Here is a 14,994-nt window from a genome sequence, read left to right as displayed (position 1 = left end):
TGATGAAGCAACCACTCTTTTAGCAGGGCTGAAACTCGTCAGTAACACCTCGGCGAAAAGCCGCCCGTAATGCCTGAATGATCATTCAGGCGGGCCGGCTTCACGCGTGGATAAACCCCTGTCATCTAAGTGAATTCACAGTCCTTTCAGATGACGTTCTGATCTCCCGAGGGGCCCCGGCCGGCGCTCCGGGGGCCGGCCGCGCGGGTGATGGCCGACTCGACGGCGGCGATGCGGTCGCCGAGGAGGGCGAGGGCGGCGACCGCGCGGGTGAGGGCGTCGTCGTCGGGGCCGCCGAGGGTGCGGGTGCGGAGGTGGGCGGCCTTCACCTCGTCCCAGCGGTCGGCCTGCGCGGGGGTGAGGGTGCCGCGCAGTTCGGCGAGTTTGAGCAGGCTCGCCTCCGCGCCGGTGGTGAGGGTCTGCGCCTCGGCCGTGTAGTGGTCGTCGATGACGGCGGTGAGTTCGGCGTCGTTCATGACCGGCTGGATCCGCTGGGCGATCTTGTTCATGTTGCGGTAGGAGCCCTGGAGGCGGAACGGCGGCTCGGTGCGGGCGTCGTCGGACTGGGCGGCGGAGGCGATGTAGGCCGCGTTGACCGCGAGGACCGTGCGGCGGGCGGTGAGCAGGTGGCGCAGCACGGCCAGGACGCGGTCCAGTTCGGTGGGTGCGTAGGGGTGGGTGAGCCGGTCGGCGTGGGCCGTGGGGTCGCCCTCGGCGAGGCGGAGCAGCAGGTCGAGGTCGGCGTGGTCGCGCCCGGCGAGCGGTGCGAGCACCGGGTTGGCGGTGAGGGCGTTCTCCACGAAGCTGGCCGCGAAGGCCTCTTCCTTGCCGGTGAGGACGTCGCCGAGGTTCCACACGTCGGCGCGGTTGGCCAGCATGTCGGGTACCCGGAAGAGTTCGCCGGACTCGGTGTACGGGTTGCCGGCCATGCAGACGGCGAACCGCTTGCCCCGCAGGTCGTAGGTGCGCGGCTCGCCCTCCCACACGCCTTCCACGCGGCGGGTGGCGTCGCAGAGCGGGATGAACTTCTGGAGGAGTTCGGGCGAGGTGTGCTGGATGTCGTCGAGGTGGAGGAGGGTGTTGTTGCCGGCGGCCAGCGCGAAGTTGATCTTCTGGATCTCCTGGCGTGCGGTGGCGTTCGGTGCCTCGGCCGGGTCGAGGGAGGTGACCGTGTGGCCGAGCGCGGGGCCGCTGATCTTCACCAGGACGAGGCCGAGCCGGTCGGCGACGTACTCCATGAGGGTGGTCTTGCCGTAGCCGGGCGGGGAGACCAGGAGCAGCAGTCCGCCGGTGCCGGTGCGTGCGGACTCGCCGGTGGTGCCGAGCTGTTTGGCGAGGCTGTCCCCGATGAGGGGGAGGTAGACCTCGTCGACCAGGCGGTTGCGGACGAAGGTCGACATCACGCGCGGGCGGTGGTCGTCCAGGCGCAGCCGGGTGCGTTCGGCGTCGACCAGGGCGGTGCGGCGGCGCTGGAAGGCGCGGAAGGCGGGGGTGTCGTGCTCCCTGAACTCCTGGGTGCGGGCGAGGAATTCGTCCAGGCGGAGGACCAGGCGCCGGTCGGTGATGCGGGGGTGGGTGCCGAGCAGGCCCTCCACGGTGGTGGTGAGGGGTGCGTCGGACTCGTGGCGGAGTTGGTCGGGGCAGAGTTCGGCGGCGACGGCCTCGGCGAGGTCGCCGGGGGTGAGGTGGGTGCCGGTGGCGGTGGCGTACGCGGACAGCCAGGCCTCGACGAGTTGGCGGCGGGCGGTGAGGGCGGTGAGGGCGGGCAGGTCCTCGTCGTAGGCCTCGGTCGCGACGGTGCGGCGGAACTTGTCGAGCAGGGTGCGGGCCTGTGCGCTGATGACGAACCCGTCGGGTCCGGTGGTGAGTTCGTCGAAGAGGTAGGCGGCGCAGGCTTGTGGGCCGGCGATCGCGTCGGGGTGCCGGTCGGCGATCGTGCGGGCGAGTTCGGTGTGCAGTTCGGCGAGCGCCGGGGGCGGGCCGAAGGCGTCGCGGACCCGGGCCAGGGAGCGGGCCCGGCGGGTGAGGTCGGCGCGCTCCTCGGCGGTGGTGGCGTGGGTCCAGTGCAGCAGGGCGAGGGCGCGGGCGGCGGGCTCGTGGCGCAGGACTCCGGCCCCCTCGTGCAGGCGCAGCACGGCGGTGAGGATCGCGGTGGCGTCGTGGTCGTGGACGCCGCGCTCGTACCCCTCGTCGTAGGCCTCTTCTGCGGCCCGGCGCACCAGGGCGTCGAGGTCGTCGGCGTCGTTCAGGGCGCCGGGGCCGTGCTCGTCCAGGAGGCGGGCGGCGAGGTGTTCGGCGCGGTAGACCTCGGGCGACTCGGAGGGCAGGTGCCGCTCCCAGTGGCGGCGGCCGTCGATGAGGGCGGGGTCGGTGACGGGACTGCGGTAGTCGGTGCCGGTGAGGGCGAAGGCGAGGGTGTCGCCGTGCGGGACGACGGTGAGGTCGAGGGGCTGGGTGGTGACGGCGAAGCGGTGGCCGCCCAGGCGGATGGCGCGGCCGCCGTCGGCGTAGAGGTCGGTGCGGTCGCGCAGGGCGCGGGCGGCTTCCTGCCGGGCGGAGCGGAGACGTCCGTCGAGTTCCTCGGCCCGGACCCGGTCGCCGAGTTCGCGCAGTTCACCGGCGGTGCGGCGGACCTTGGCGACCAGGGGGTCGGAGGCGAAGTAGGTGCTCACCTCGTCGGTGTCGGCGAGGGTGGTGGAGCGGCGGGCGATCGTCGCGAGGACCCGGTCGGCGGCGGAGGCGAGCTGTTCGGCGCGGCGGGCGCGGGCGTCGGTGAGGCTCTGTTTGCGGGCGGCGAACGCCTCGTAGATCTCGGTGCGCTGGTCGGCGAGTTCGCCGAGGACGTCGTCGAACTCCGCGAAACGGGACTCCAGGGTCTCCAACTGGGCCAGTACGCGGGTCAGTTGTTCGTCACAGGACTCGGGGTCGGTGGCGGTGGCGAGGGCACCGGTGACCGTCTGGCCGAGCAGGGCGATCTCGGCGGCGAATCCGGCGCGTGCTTCCCGGTCGCGCAGGCCGCGTCGGCGGGCGTCGAGGGTGGCGCGGGCGCGGTTGACACCGCCGAGGGCCTCGGCGACGCGTTCCAGTACGGCGGTGCGGACGGTCGCGTCGCCGATGTCGAGGCCGGCGACGACCTCGGTCACCGTCCGCAGTCCGTCGGCGAGTTCGTCCAGGCGGGCGGCGACGGGGGCCGCCTCGGCGGCGGTGCCGATCGCCTCCGCGTCGGCGACGAGGCGTTCGACGTCGGCGTGGTGGGCGGCGAAGGCGTCCTCGCGGGCGAGGTGGGTGACCGCACGCTGTCCGAAGGAGGCGAGGTCGTGCCCGGCGTCGGCGGCGAGTTCGTCGATGCGGGTGTGGTCGGCGTACCGCATCTCCTTCAGGGTCAGCAGGTGGCCCTGGGCGTGGCGGAGTTCGGTGAGTCCTGCGACCCAGGCGGTGGCCTCTCGGGGCTGTTCTCCGCGCAGCCGGCGTACCACGGAGGCGATGCGGGCGGCCGCCTCGTCGAGTGCTTCGGCGGCTCGGCGGGAGAGGTCGCGTACGGTCTCGAACTCGGCCAGGACCTGTTCGGCGGTGCCGCGCACCTGCTCCAACGGGGCGTACAGGTCGCCGAGTTCAGGGTCGGCCAGCCAGTGGTGGGCGTCCGCGGTGCGGACGCAGGCGGCGACCAGGGCCTCGTAGACCTCGGTGGTCGGGGTGGTCTCGGTGACGGAGCGGACCAGGGAGAGGCAGTCGGAGACGCCGCGTACGAGGTCGGCGTTGCCGACCCGGTCCAGGGGGCCGTCGCCGACGGGCCGGCCGGCGGCGTGGGTGTCGGAGACGTAGGGCGAGTGCCACAGCTGGAGCGGGTGGACGCGGGCCGGGTCGTCGCCGTCGGGCCGCAGCAGGGTGAGCGCGCCGTCGTCGAACAGGGCCCAGCCGTGGCAGGTCAGCGGGGTGGCGACCTCTTCGCGGATCACGTTGTACGACAGCAGCAGGGCGCGGCCGCGGCCGGGCGCGTGGAAGGCGTACAGCACGTCCTCGCCGTTGGGTGAGCGCACCTCGCGCTCGAACTCCATGCCGGTCGTGTCGAGTTCGTACGTCTTGTGAGGGCCGGCGGCCAGGCAGTAGCCGCCGGGGAACACGATGCCCTGGTCCTCGGGCAGGCGGCGGCAGCCCTGTCCGACGCCGTCGAGGCGGACGACGGTCCGGGTGAGGGTGTTGAAGACGAGGTGGCGGTGCGCGGTCTCCTTGTAGGGCAGGACGCGCAGCAGGATCAGGGCGCCGACGCGGGCGTAGGAGATCTCCGCGTCGGCAAGGGACTGGAGCGGTTCGTCGACCGGTTCGCCGTGGATGCCGTCGGGGGTTTCGGGGTCGCTCTCCGTCCTGACGGTGAGCGTGCCGCCGAGGGTGTCGACGAAGACCTCGCCCTGGACGGAGACGTGCGGGTGCCGGCCGAGGACGTGGTCCTCGCGGGTGGTGCGGATCCATTCGATGTCCGGGGCCGGGGTGCGCGCGTGGTCGCGGTCGCCGCGCGCGTCGAGGAAGGCGGCCCGGCCGTCCTCGGTCACCGACCAGCGCAGGACGCGGATGTCGCCGGCCTTCTCGCCGGTCTGGAAGACGGCGAGCAGTTTTCCGTCCACGCGGCGCAGCCGCAGCAGGCGTGCCTGGCGGTAGTAGCGGTGCAGGGCGGCGAACTCCCGTACGAAGGCGGGGTCGTCGAGGAGTCCGGGCACGGCGTCGTCGGACAGCCGGCCCAGGTCGCGGTCGTGTGCGGCGAGGACGTCACCGATGGCGGTGTCCGTGTCCGGGCGGGGCTGGGCGCCGTAGCCGAAGAGGAGCACGTCGCCCACGGCGACGATGTCGCGGGGCACGCTCGTGCGGTCGGTGCGCAGCCGTTCGGTGCCGGTGAGGCGCAGTTCGGTGGAGCCGAACGCCTCGATCCTCTGCCGGTTCAACGCCTCGGTGCGGCGGGCCAGTTCGGCGGCCTGTGCGGACAGCCGGTCGCGCAGCACCTGGTAGGTGCCGCCGTCGACCGACTCGTGGAAGCCGGCGGCGGGGCCGCTGTCGGGGCCGGCCGGGGCGTGGGCGCGGGCGTCGGGCGTCTCGTGGGTGCCGGTGCTCATGGCTGCCTCTCGGGAGGGAGCGGTCGGGAGCCGCCGTCCCCTGTGCGGCGGCTCCCGAGGGGGGTGGTCGGGCGCGTCAGGCCCTCGCGTGGCCGTTCAGTGCGGCCAGCGGGGTGTCCGCCAGTCCCAACTCCCCAGCTTTTTCGATCAGTTGCTGAAGCTGTCCGGTGTTCTCGCCGCCCGCCTTCATCAGCTGCATCAGCAGCGCGGACACCGTCAGGTGCTGTACGTCGGCGCTGGAGACGGAGCCCAGCATCCGGCTCAGGTCGTCGGTGAAGCTCGCCGTGCCGTCCAGCCAGGGCCCGGCGAGGGCCTGGGCGGTCCGGGAGTGCTGGACGAACCCGTCGACGCTCTTGCCGAGGGAGATCGACGACATCAGCCGGTCGAAGAACACGGACTCCCCGCCGACGATGTTGATGTCGGCGCTCTCCAGGCCGGTCGCGAGGACCGTGGCCTGCGCCTCGGCGACCTGCCGCTGCACCTCCAGGCCGGCGAGCCGTATGTCCTTCTCCGCCTCCAGCCGCAGCCGGTACTCCTCGTGACCGCGGGACGCCTCGTCCAGCGCGGCCATCGCCGCCGCCTTCTCGGTGAGGCCGGCCGCCTCCGCCCTGAGCTTCCCGCTGATGGCCTCCGCGTCCGCGAGCGCCTTGGCCCGCGCGCCCTCGGCCTCGGCACGCATCCGGGCCTCGGCCGCCTCGGCCTCGGCACGGCCGGCCTTCTCGATGACCTCGGCCTCCTTGTCGCGGACCTGCACGGCGGCGAGCCCCTCGGCGGCGGCCTCCGCCTGGACGGCCTCGGCCATCCGCAGCTTCGCCTGCGCGTCCAGGTCGGCGGTCTTCAACCGGGCCTCAGCCAGGGTCAGTTCCTCGGCGGCGCGGTGCGTGGCGGCCTGCTCGGCGGCCTCGGCGGCCTTGATGTCCTTGACCAGCTTCTCCTGCGCCTCGGCCTCGGCGGCGATGATCACGGCCTGGCGCTGCCGCTCCGCCTCCTCCACGGCCCGCAGCTTCAGAATCGACTCCTCCTGCTCGGCGACCGTACGGTCCACCGCGACCCGCTCCCGGACGACCTCGGCGATCTCCCGCTTCTCCGCCTCGACCTCCTTGTCGGCGGCGATCCGGGTCAGCGAGGTCTCCCGCTCGCGGGCGATGACCTCCAGCATCCGGTCCTTCTCGATGCGCTCGCTCTCCACCGCGATGACCCGCTCGCGGTTCTTGGCGGCGACGGCGACCTCGCGGGCCTGGTTCTCGCGCTGCACGCCGAGTTGTTCCTCGGTGCGCAGGAAGGCGCTCTGCGCGCGGAGCCGCTCCTCCTCCACCACCCGTGCCGTCTCGGCCTCCTCCCGGGCCCGTACGGTCTCGATCTCCCGGCGCTGCTTGATCTCCGCGTCGGCCTGGCGGCGCTCCAGCTCCAGGATCGCCTCCCGCGCGTCGACGTCCTGCCGGGTGATCTCCTTCTGCTCGTTGCGCTGGGCCTCGTTGGTGCGGACGTGCTCGATGGCCGTCAGCTCGGTGATCTTGCGGATGCCCTGTGCGTCGAGCACGTTGCCCGGGTCGAGCTGGGCGAGCGGCGTCTGCTCCAGGTAGTCGATCGCCGCGTCCTCGAGGTGGTAACCGTTGAGGTCGACGCCGATGACCTCGATGATCCGGTACCGCAGTTCCTCACGCTTGGTGTAGAGGTCGGTGAAGTCCATCTGCTTGCCGACGGTCTTCAGCGCCTCGGAGAACTTCGCGTGGAACAGCTCCTGCAGGGTGTTGCGGTCGCTGGCCCGCGCGGTGCCGACCGCCTGGGCGACCTTGATGACGTCCTGCACGGTCTTGTTGACCTTGACGAAGAACGTGATGCGGATGTCGGCGCGGATGTTGTCCTGGCAGATCAGGCCTTCCTTGCCGGCCCGGGTGATCTCGATGGTCTTCACCGAGATGTCCATCACCTCGGCCTTGTGCAGCACCGGCAGCACGACCTGCCCGGTGAAGGTCACGTCGACCTTGCGCATCTTGGAGACGATGAGCGCCTTGCCCTGCTCCACCTTGCGGAACAGCTTGGTCATGACGAACAGGGCGGCGAACACGAGGAGCAGGCAGACGCCGACGAGCGCGGCGACACCCACGGTGGCAGCATCCATGGGACACGTCCTTCAGGGCTTTGTGACGGACAGAAGTGACAGGTCGACGCCGGGCGTCGAGAAGTGGAGCGGGCGGAGCCTCCCCCGGTGCGGCCCTGCTCGGAGAACCCAGAGAACCCAGAGAGCTCGTACGGCTCGTACGGCGTGGTCGCGCGGCACGCTCGGCCTGCGCGGGAGCCGTGGAGCGGCTCCGTCACGAGACACGTGCGGCGCACCGCCCCGGTTCCCTCCGAGCCCGCGGAACTACCGGGACGGCTTGGGTTCGTCGGGCAGGAGCCGGTGCAACGGGCGTACGAAGAAGCGGGTCAGCCGCCAGGCGGCGAGCAACGCGGCGAACACGACCGGCAGACGCAGCGACCTCGCGGCGGACCCGTCGGGCACGTGGACGGCCAGCAGCACGGTCGCGCCGGTGGCCAGCAGCCAGGCGAACAGAGCCAGCAGGGAGAGCGCGAGAGCGACCGGCACCCCGCCCATCCCCCAGGCGTCGAGATCCGCGTCCGAGTCGAAGGCATGGGGGGTGGTGACACCCACGGCCACCAACAGCCAGAAGCAGGCCGCCACGACGAGGGCCGCGGTGAACAGGAGGGTGGGCAGGCCCGTGGCGGCCTCTGCGATCATGTACATTCCCGTCCCCCTCCCCGTTCGCGGCTCGTACCGGCGGCAGCACCGATCCTCTCGGGTTCGGTGCCCGACGCCTGCCGGTGCCGGGCACCGGAACCATCCGCGGTGCTCCCCGCGGACCATGTTGCCCGCTCCGAGTTCGTCCGCGCATTGCCGGAACCCGGCAATGTTCACTAGGGTCTTCATGCCGGGTAGGGCATCAACGACGCATCAAGACGGCGTCAAGGGTGCGTCAAAAACGAAGGGGCGATGTGGCGGAGCGGGAGATTCCGGAGGAGCATCTCGAAGGTTATGCCCAGATCCTGGAGGAGGTCGCGACCACCGGCCGACGCCTCTCCCGGGACGAGCTGGCCTCCCGGAAAGCGCTGGGGGAACGCGCCGCGGAGGCGGGCTTCGGACTGCGTGCCCTGGTGCGCACCCATCTGACCGCCGCACGCGACGCCTGGCCGCGCGGCCACACCGACTCGGCCGAGGCGGCGCTCTCCGCCGTCCAACAGGCCGTGGACGCCTTCGCCGAGGGCTACGAGCGGGCGCAGCGGCTGGCGGTCCGTCGGGAGGAGGCGGCCCGGCGGGAGTTCATCGACGATCTGCTCCACGGACGCAGCGACCTGGGCCGGCTCGCCGAACGCGCCGACCGCTTCGGGCTGCGGCTGTCCCAGGAGCACGCCGTCGCCGTCGCCCGGGGCCCCGTCGCCTACGACGAGGGGGACGCCGTGCCGCGGCAGGTGGAACAGGCCCTCGTCGCCCGGTTCGGTGACCGCAGCATCCTGCTCACCACCAAGGACGGGCGGCTGCTGTGCGTCGCGCCGGGTCACCACGGCGAGGTGCTCATCCACTTCGCCAAGCAGGCGCACGCCGCCACCGACGGCGGCCAGATCGCCATCGGCCGCCCGCAGCCCGGGCCCGGCGGCGTCGTCCACTCCTACGAAGAGGCCCTGCGCACCCTGGAGATAGCCGAACGGCTGGGGCTCGACGAGCCGTTGCTGCACGCCGCCGATCTGCTCGTCTACCCCGTCCTGGCCCGCGACCGCCAGGCCATGGCCGATCTGGTCCACAACACCCTCGGTCCGCTCACCACGGCCCGGGGCGGTGCCGAGCCCCTCCTCGACACGCTCACCGCGTACTTCGACTCCGGTTGTGTCGCGGCGGAGGCGGCCCGCCGGCTCTCGCTGAGCGTGCGGGCACTGACGTACCGTCTGGAACGCATCCACAAACTCACCGGCGCCGACCCGTCGGACCCGGCGCACCGCTACATGCTCCAGACGGCGGTCATCGGCGCCCGCCTGCTGGCCTGGCCGGCCAACGAACTGTGACTCCTGTGGGGTTCGTGGTTCCGGCTGGTCCGGGTCGCGGGGCGGCCAGGTCCGCTCGTCTCAGAGGGTGGGCAGGATCTCCCGGCGGATGTCGTCGCGGCCCATCGCCGTGAGACGGGGCACCTCGGCGTTCCAGTGCGTGGCCAGGTCCTCCAGGGCGTCGGTCAGGGCCCGTTGCAGTCGTCGCCGGCCCAAGCGCAGGGCGAGGGCCGCCACCGGGCGGAACAGGCGGCGCCCCCGTATCCGTACGGTGACCGCCACCTCCCAGGCGTCGTCGACGGGGTCCGGCCGCGGTACCGCCCGCAGTTCCGCCCGCGCGGCGCCGCACTCCAGCCGGGCCCGGAGCGGTGCGGAGCGCGGGGCCCGTCCGGTGTCCGTGGCGGTCCACCAGTCGTCGAGCCGCAGCCGGGCCCGGCCCGTCGGCCGGGACAGCACGGACCACACGCCGTCGACCCGTGCCCTCCCCTTGATCTCGGCCTCGCGCGGCCGGTCCGGGCTGCGCAGGGTCCCCTCCCCCACCAGGACGGCGTCCGCGCCGGACACGGCGATCCCCAGCCGCAGCGCACGGCGCCGGTCCCACTCCCGCACGGTGATCCGAAGCGAGTCCCCGGGGTCCCCCGGCGTCCTCTTCTCCTCCGCGACCCCGGCCTCGTCCCCGTTCCCGGCCCCGGCCCCGGCCTCGTTCTCGTCGAGCACCACGTCGTACACCGCACCGGGCCGCAGATGACGCCCCTCGGTCAGCCGCACGTCCGGCAGCGTGCGTCCGTCCGGCAGCAGTACCCGCCCCTCCTCCGCGCGGCTGTTCTCCGCCGACTCCACCAGAACGGCGAGGGCGTCGACGAACCAGGCGCGCGGAACGGGGGCGAGCACCACCGTGTGGCTGAGTGAGACCATGCCGCCAGGATGACGGGCTTCCCGCACCCGGGACCAGGCCCGCCCGCGGCAGAAACGGCGCCGGTGGCCTTCCGGGACCCGGCAGCACGGAGCGTGGGAGCGCTTGCTCAGTCCTGGACCAGCTTGACGGTCTGCCGCTCGACCGCGTGGAAGTTCGGCAGCTGGAGGCCGTCGACGGAGCGCAGCTCGATGAGGGTGGTCTCGACGTCGGCGGCACCGGCCTTCAGGGCGTCGGAGGGGACGCGTCCGGTGTTCTCCCAGCGGTGTGTCTCACCGTCGCACACCGCCCGGGTGCCGCCGACGCCGTACCGCGTGGTGGCGGGCTCCTGGTGGACGGAGGAGCCGACGAAGACCGGCCCGGTGGCGTCCAGGCAGCGGTACGTTCCGGAGAGGGCGACGCTGCCGTCGGCGGCGATCCGCCCCTCGGAGTCCACCGTCACGATCTCCTGGGGAGCGACGGCGGACACCGCCGGCGGTGCGGCCACGAGGGCGCCGAGCAGCAGCGCCCCGCCGACCGCCGCGCCGGCGAGGACGGAACGCGCGGACACGGGTGAGGCGAGGGCAGGGGGTGCAGGGGGCACGGACACGGGGGACCTCCCGGAGGCGAGGAATGGGGGCAACCACCAGTACCGGCAGAGCGGGCCGGGAGCGGTGACCCTCACCCCTTCGGTGGCGAGTTGATACCGGCCGTCGGGGGACCGCCCGCCTCACCGTGGAGTCGGGGACCGCAGGGGGCTCAGGGCAGCAGGGCGAAGCCGTCGAGTTCCACCATCGCCTGCTCGTCCCACAGGCGGGCGACCCCGACCACCGCCATCGCGGGGTAGTCGGTGCCGGCCAACCGCCGCCAGACGCGGCCGAGCTCGCGGGCGTGGACGCGGTACGCGGCGACGTCGGTGGCGTAGACGGTGACACGGGCCAGGTCGGCCGGGGTGCCGCCGGCCGCGCGCAGGGCGGTGAGGAGGTTGGTGAGGGCCCGGGTGAACTGCTCGGGCAGGGTGCCGCCGACGACCTTGCCGTCGCCGTCGAGGGCGGTCTGGCCGGCCAGGAACACCACCCTGGAGCCGGTCGCGACGACGGCGTGCGAGAAGCCTGCCGGGGGACACAGGTCGGGCGGGTTGACGCGCTCGGCGGTCATCGGTCCTCCAGGCTCTTGTACAACTCCTTGGCGATGATGTCCCGTTGGACCTCGCTGGCCCCCTCGTAGACACGGGGGGCGCGGACCTCGCGGTAGAGGTGTTCGAGCAGGTGCCCGCGTTGCAGCGCCCGCGCGCCGTGCAGCTGGACGGCCCGGTCGACGACGTACTGCGCGGTCTCGGTGGCCAGCAGCTTGGCCATGGCGGCGCGGCGGGGGACGTCGGGGGCGCCCGCGTCGTACGCCGTGGCGGCCGCGTACACCATCAGGCGGGCCGCCTCCGTGCGCAGGGCCATCTCGGCCACCTGGTGGGACACCGCCTGCAGATCGCTCAGCCGGCCGCCGAACGCCTCGCGTCCGGCGGTGTGTTCGAGGGTGGCGTCCAGCGCCGCCCGCGCCATGCCGACCGCGAACGCGCCGACGCTGGGCCGGAACAGGTTGAGGGTTCCCATGGCGACCCGGAAGCCGCGGTCCACCTCGCCGAGCAGGTCGTCGGCTCTCACCGGTACGGCGTCGAGGGCGAGGGCCCCGATGGGGTGCGGGGAGAGCATGTCGAGGGCGGTGCCGGTGAGGCCCGGGCGGTCGGCGGGCACCAGGAAGGCGGTCACGCCGCGGGCACCGGCGCCGGGGGTGGTGCGGGCGAAGACGGTGTAGAAGTCGGCCTCGGGTGCGTTGGAGATCCAGCGTTTCTCGCCGGTGAGCCGCCAGCGGCCGGGGCCGTCCGGGTCGGCGGTCAGGGAGAGCGCCGCCGCGTCCGAGCCGGCCCCCGGCTCGCTGAGCGCGAACGCCGCGACCGCCGTGCCGTCCGCCACCCGGGGCAGCCAGCGGGCCCGCAGCTCCTCGGTGCCGTGGGCGTGCACGGGGTGGGCGCCCAGGCCCTGGAGCGCGAGGGCGGTCTCCGCCTCGGTGCAGCCGTGGGCCAGGGACTCGCGCATCAGGCACAGGTCGAGCGCGCCGGAGGTGAACAGGCGGGGCAGCAGGCCGAGGGTGCCGAGTTCGGCGACGAGGGGCCGGTTGACCCGGCCCGGTTCGCCCTTCTCGGCGAGCGGGCGCAGGCGCTCGGCGGCCAGGGCTCGCAGCCGTTCGCACCAGGCGAGTTGTTCCGGTTCGAGCGAGAATGCGGTCATCGCCGGTTCCTTCCCTCCCCGCGCCCGATGCGGCCCGCCATGAGGCTCGTCCGAGTGGACCCCGTCAGGCTATCGCGAACCGTTGACTGTCGTCATCAACGCGATACGCTCCTGAGGCGAGCCCACCACGCCGAGGGGGCGAACCGTCATGAATCCACGGGCCACCGGGCACCCGCACACCACCGGGCACCTCGACACCTTCGCCCGCGACCACCTCCCGCCACCCGGCCAGTGGCCCGAACTCCGCTTCGACCTGCCGGGGCTGGACTACCCCGAACGGCTGAACTGCGCCGCCGAGCTGCTGCACGACCCGCCGGGCGGCCGTCCGGCGTTCCGCACCCCCGACGGCGGCATCTGGACGTACGGCGAGCTGCGCGCCCGCGTGGACCGGCTCGCGCACGTCCTCACCGGCGACCTCGGCGTCGTCCCCGGCAACCGGGTGCTGCTGCGCGGCCCCACCACGCCCTGGCTGGCCGCCTGCTGGCTGGCGGTGCTCAAGGCGGGCGCGATCGCCGTCACCGTGCTGGCCCAGCAGCGTCCGCACGAGCTGAGCACGATCTGCGAGATCGCCGACGTACGGCACGCGCTGTGCGACGTCCGGTCCGTCGACGACCTCGCCAAGGCGGAGGTCCCGGGCCTGCGGATCACCCCGTACGGCGGTGACGCGCCGGAGGACCTGCTGAACCGTCCGGCGCCCGGCACGCCGTACGAGGCCGTGGACACCACGGCGGACGACGTGGCGCTGATCGCCTTCACCTCGGGCACCACCGGCCGTCCCAAGGGCTGCATGCACTTCCACCGGGACGTGCTCGCGATCGCGGACACCTTCTCCCGGCACGTCCTGCGGCCGGAGGCGGACGACGTGTTCGCCGGCAGTCCGCCGCTCGGCTTCACCTTCGGCCTGGGCGGTCTCGTGGTCTTCCCGCTGCGGGCGGGCGCCAGCGCGCTGCTGCTCGAACAGGCCCATCCCGCACAGTTGCTGACCGCGATCGCCGAGCACCGGGTGTCGGTGCTGTTCACCGCGCCCACGGCCTACCGGGCGATGCTCGAGACCCTCGACGGGCACGGCGGACCCGACGGGCACACCGGTCCCGACATCTCGTCGCTGCGGCGCTGCGTCTCGGCGGGCGAGAACCTGCCGGCGGCGACCTGGCGGGCCTGGCACGAGCGCACCGGGCTGCGGGTCATCAACGGCATCGGCGCCACCGAACTGCTGCACATCTTCATCTCCGCCGCCGACGAGGGGATCAGACCCGGGACCACGGGAGTTCCGGTCCCCGGGTGGCAGGCGCGCGTGCAGGACGCCCACGGCACTCCCGTGCCCGACGGCGAGCCGGGGCTGCTCGCCGTGTGCGGGCCCGTCGGCTGCCGCTATCTCGCCGATCCGCGCCAGCGGGAGTACGTGCGCGGCGGCTGGAACGTCACCGGCGACACCTATGTCCGCGAGCCCGACGGCTACTTCCGCTATGTCGCCCGCGCCGACGACATGATCATCTCGGCCGGGTACAACATCGCGGGCCCCGAGGTCGAGGACGCCCTGCTGCGCCATGCGGACGTCCTGGAGGCGGCGGTGGTCGGGCGGCCCGACGAGACGCGCGGCCAGGTCGTGGTGGCGTACACGGTCCTCAAGGAGGGCGCCGAGCGGGACGCCGAGGCCCTGCGCGCCTTCGTGAAGTCGGAGCTCGCTCCGTACAAGTGCCCGCGCGAGATCGTCTTCCTGGACGCGCTGCCGCGCACCGCGACCGGCAAACTCCAGCGGTTCCGCCTGCGCACCGCCGCCGGTACGGGAGCTGACCAGGGATGACACCGGTCCCGGGGGCCGGAGTGGATCAAGACGACCTAAGATGATCAACGTGTCCGACCAGTCCGCGCAGCACGCTCCTAGGTCTCTCATCGTCACGCTCTACGGCGCCTACGGCCGCTTCGTGCCGGGCCCCGTACCCGTCGCCGAGCTGATCCGGCTGCTGGCCGCGGTCGGCGTCGACGCCCCCTCCGTGCGTTCCTCGGTGTCCCGGCTCAAGCGGCGCGGGCTGCTCCTCCCGGCCCGCACCGCGCAGGGCGCGGCCGGCTACGAACTGTCACCGGAAGCCCGCCAGTTGCTGGACGACGGCGACCGCCGCATCTACGCGACCGCCGCACCCGGTGACGAGGGCTGGGTGCTCGCGGTGTTCTCCGTGCCGGAGTCCGAGCGCCAGAAGCGGCACCTCCTGCGCTCCCGCCTGTCCGGCCTCGGTTTCGGCACCGCCGCGCCCGGTGTGTGGATCGCGCCCGCCCGGCTGTACGAGGAGACCCGGCACACCCTTCAGCGGCTGCGGCTGGACGGTTACGTCGACTTCTTCCGCGGTGAGCACCTCGGTTACGCGCCCACCGCCGAGGCGGTCGCCCGCTGGTGGGACCTCGAGAGGATCGCGAAGGAGCACGAGGCGTTCCTGGAGCGCCACGCGCGTGTGCTGGACGCCTGGCGGGAGCGTGCGGACACCCCGCCCGAGGAGGCCTACCGCGACTATCTCCTCGCCCTCGACTCCTGGCGCCACCTCCCCTACACCGACCCGGGCCTGCCCGCCGGCCTGCTGCCCGCGGACTGGCCGGGGGCCCGCTCGGCGAGCGTCTTCCACGGCCTGCACGAACGCCTGCGGGACGCGGGGGCCGGCTTCGCCGGACTGTGACCCCGGGGGCCGGCCGT

10 protein-coding genes are annotated in these 14,994 nt (G+C 73.1%); 3 read left to right on the top strand and 7 right to left on the bottom strand.

The window, feature by feature from the left end:
• Positions 1 to 146: 146 nt before the first annotated feature.
• The 3 genes from ACVW19_RS26090 to ACVW19_RS26080 all read right to left on the bottom strand — a co-directional run bounded on the left by ACVW19_RS26090 (position 147) and on the right by ACVW19_RS26080 (position 7,848).
• Complete coding sequence (locus ACVW19_RS26090; protein ID WP_457462241.1) at positions 147 to 5,102, bottom strand: DNA repair ATPase; 4,956 nt, start codon at positions 5,100 to 5,102, stop codon at positions 147 to 149.
• 76 nt (positions 5,103 to 5,178) lie between these two features.
• The gene (locus ACVW19_RS26085; RefSeq protein ID WP_457462239.1) at positions 5,179 to 7,224 is read right to left on the bottom strand and encodes an SPFH domain-containing protein; all 2,046 of its coding nucleotides are present in this window, start codon (positions 7,222 to 7,224) and stop codon (positions 5,179 to 5,181) included.
• Positions 7,225 to 7,467: 243 nt separating this feature from the next.
• Positions 7,468 to 7,848 (bottom strand): hypothetical protein, encoded by a 381-nt coding sequence (locus ACVW19_RS26080; RefSeq protein WP_457462237.1) that lies wholly within the window; start codon positions 7,846 to 7,848, stop codon positions 7,468 to 7,470.
• Between the two features lie 248 nt (positions 7,849 to 8,096).
• Between ACVW19_RS26080 and ACVW19_RS26075 the strand changes: the two genes are divergently transcribed.
• Positions 8,097 to 9,158, top strand: coding sequence for a PucR family transcriptional regulator (locus ACVW19_RS26075; protein ID WP_457462235.1), 1,062 nt, complete (start codon positions 8,097 to 8,099; stop codon positions 9,156 to 9,158).
• A 60-nt stretch (positions 9,159 to 9,218) separates the two neighbouring features.
• Here ACVW19_RS26075 and ACVW19_RS26070 read toward each other — a convergent pair whose 3' ends face one another.
• From ACVW19_RS26070 to ACVW19_RS26055, 4 genes are all read right to left on the bottom strand, one after another.
• Entirely contained in the window at positions 9,219 to 10,052 is an 834-nt protein-coding gene (locus ACVW19_RS26070; protein ID WP_457462234.1) for a hypothetical protein, read from the bottom strand.
• Between the two features lie 107 nt (positions 10,053 to 10,159).
• Positions 10,160 to 10,600 carry a DUF6299 family protein gene (locus ACVW19_RS26065; protein WP_457462232.1) on the bottom strand — a complete coding sequence of 147 codons (441 nt, stop codon included), beginning with the start codon at positions 10,598 to 10,600 and terminating at the stop codon, positions 10,160 to 10,162.
• A gap of 188 nt (positions 10,601 to 10,788) precedes the next feature.
• Complete coding sequence (locus ACVW19_RS26060) at positions 10,789 to 11,187, bottom strand: RidA family protein (protein ID WP_457462230.1); 399 nt, start codon at positions 11,185 to 11,187, stop codon at positions 10,789 to 10,791.
• The gene (locus ACVW19_RS26055; RefSeq protein ID WP_457462228.1) at positions 11,184 to 12,311 is read right to left on the bottom strand and encodes an acyl-CoA dehydrogenase family protein; all 1,128 of its coding nucleotides are present in this window, start codon (positions 12,309 to 12,311) and stop codon (positions 11,184 to 11,186) included. Before ACVW19_RS26055 ends, ACVW19_RS26060 begins: the two co-directional genes overlap by 4 nt.
• A 148-nt stretch (positions 12,312 to 12,459) precedes the next feature.
• Here ACVW19_RS26055 and ACVW19_RS26050 point away from each other — a divergent pair, with 148 nt between their 5' ends.
• Positions 12,460 to 14,115, top strand: coding sequence for an AMP-binding protein (locus tag ACVW19_RS26050; RefSeq protein ID WP_457462226.1), 1,656 nt, complete (start codon positions 12,460 to 12,462; stop codon positions 14,113 to 14,115).
• Positions 14,116 to 14,155: 40 nt separating this feature from the next.
• Complete coding sequence (locus ACVW19_RS26045) at positions 14,156 to 14,977, top strand: PaaX family transcriptional regulator (RefSeq protein WP_457462225.1); 822 nt, start codon at positions 14,156 to 14,158, stop codon at positions 14,975 to 14,977.
• Positions 14,978 to 14,994 lie beyond the last annotated feature (17 nt).

The sequence above is a fragment of the Streptomyces sp. TE5632 genome (genome assembly GCF_054061295.1).
This window is presented reverse-complemented; position numbering and strand designations above follow the sequence as displayed.

Excerpts from the sequence above, each read along its gene's own strand:
- ACVW19_RS26090 (WP_457462241.1), bottom strand. The coding sequence starts at position 5,102 with ATGAGCACCGGCACCCACGAGACGCCCGACGCCCGCGCCCACGCCCCG.
- ACVW19_RS26050 (WP_457462226.1), top strand. The coding sequence starts at position 12,460 with ATGAATCCACGGGCCACCGGGCACCCGCACACCACCGGGCACCTCGAC.
- ACVW19_RS26085 (WP_457462239.1), bottom strand. The coding sequence starts at position 7,224 with ATGGATGCTGCCACCGTGGGTGTCGCCGCGCTCGTCGGCGTCTGCCTG.
- ACVW19_RS26060 (WP_457462230.1), bottom strand. The coding sequence starts at position 11,187 with ATGACCGCCGAGCGCGTCAACCCGCCCGACCTGTGTCCCCCGGCAGGC.
- ACVW19_RS26080 (WP_457462237.1), bottom strand. The coding sequence starts at position 7,848 with ATGTACATGATCGCAGAGGCCGCCACGGGCCTGCCCACCCTCCTGTTC.
- ACVW19_RS26055 (WP_457462228.1), bottom strand. The coding sequence starts at position 12,311 with ATGACCGCATTCTCGCTCGAACCGGAACAACTCGCCTGGTGCGAACGG.
- ACVW19_RS26070 (WP_457462234.1), bottom strand. The coding sequence starts at position 10,052 with ATGGTCTCACTCAGCCACACGGTGGTGCTCGCCCCCGTTCCGCGCGCC.
- ACVW19_RS26045 (WP_457462225.1), top strand. The coding sequence starts at position 14,156 with ATGATCAACGTGTCCGACCAGTCCGCGCAGCACGCTCCTAGGTCTCTC.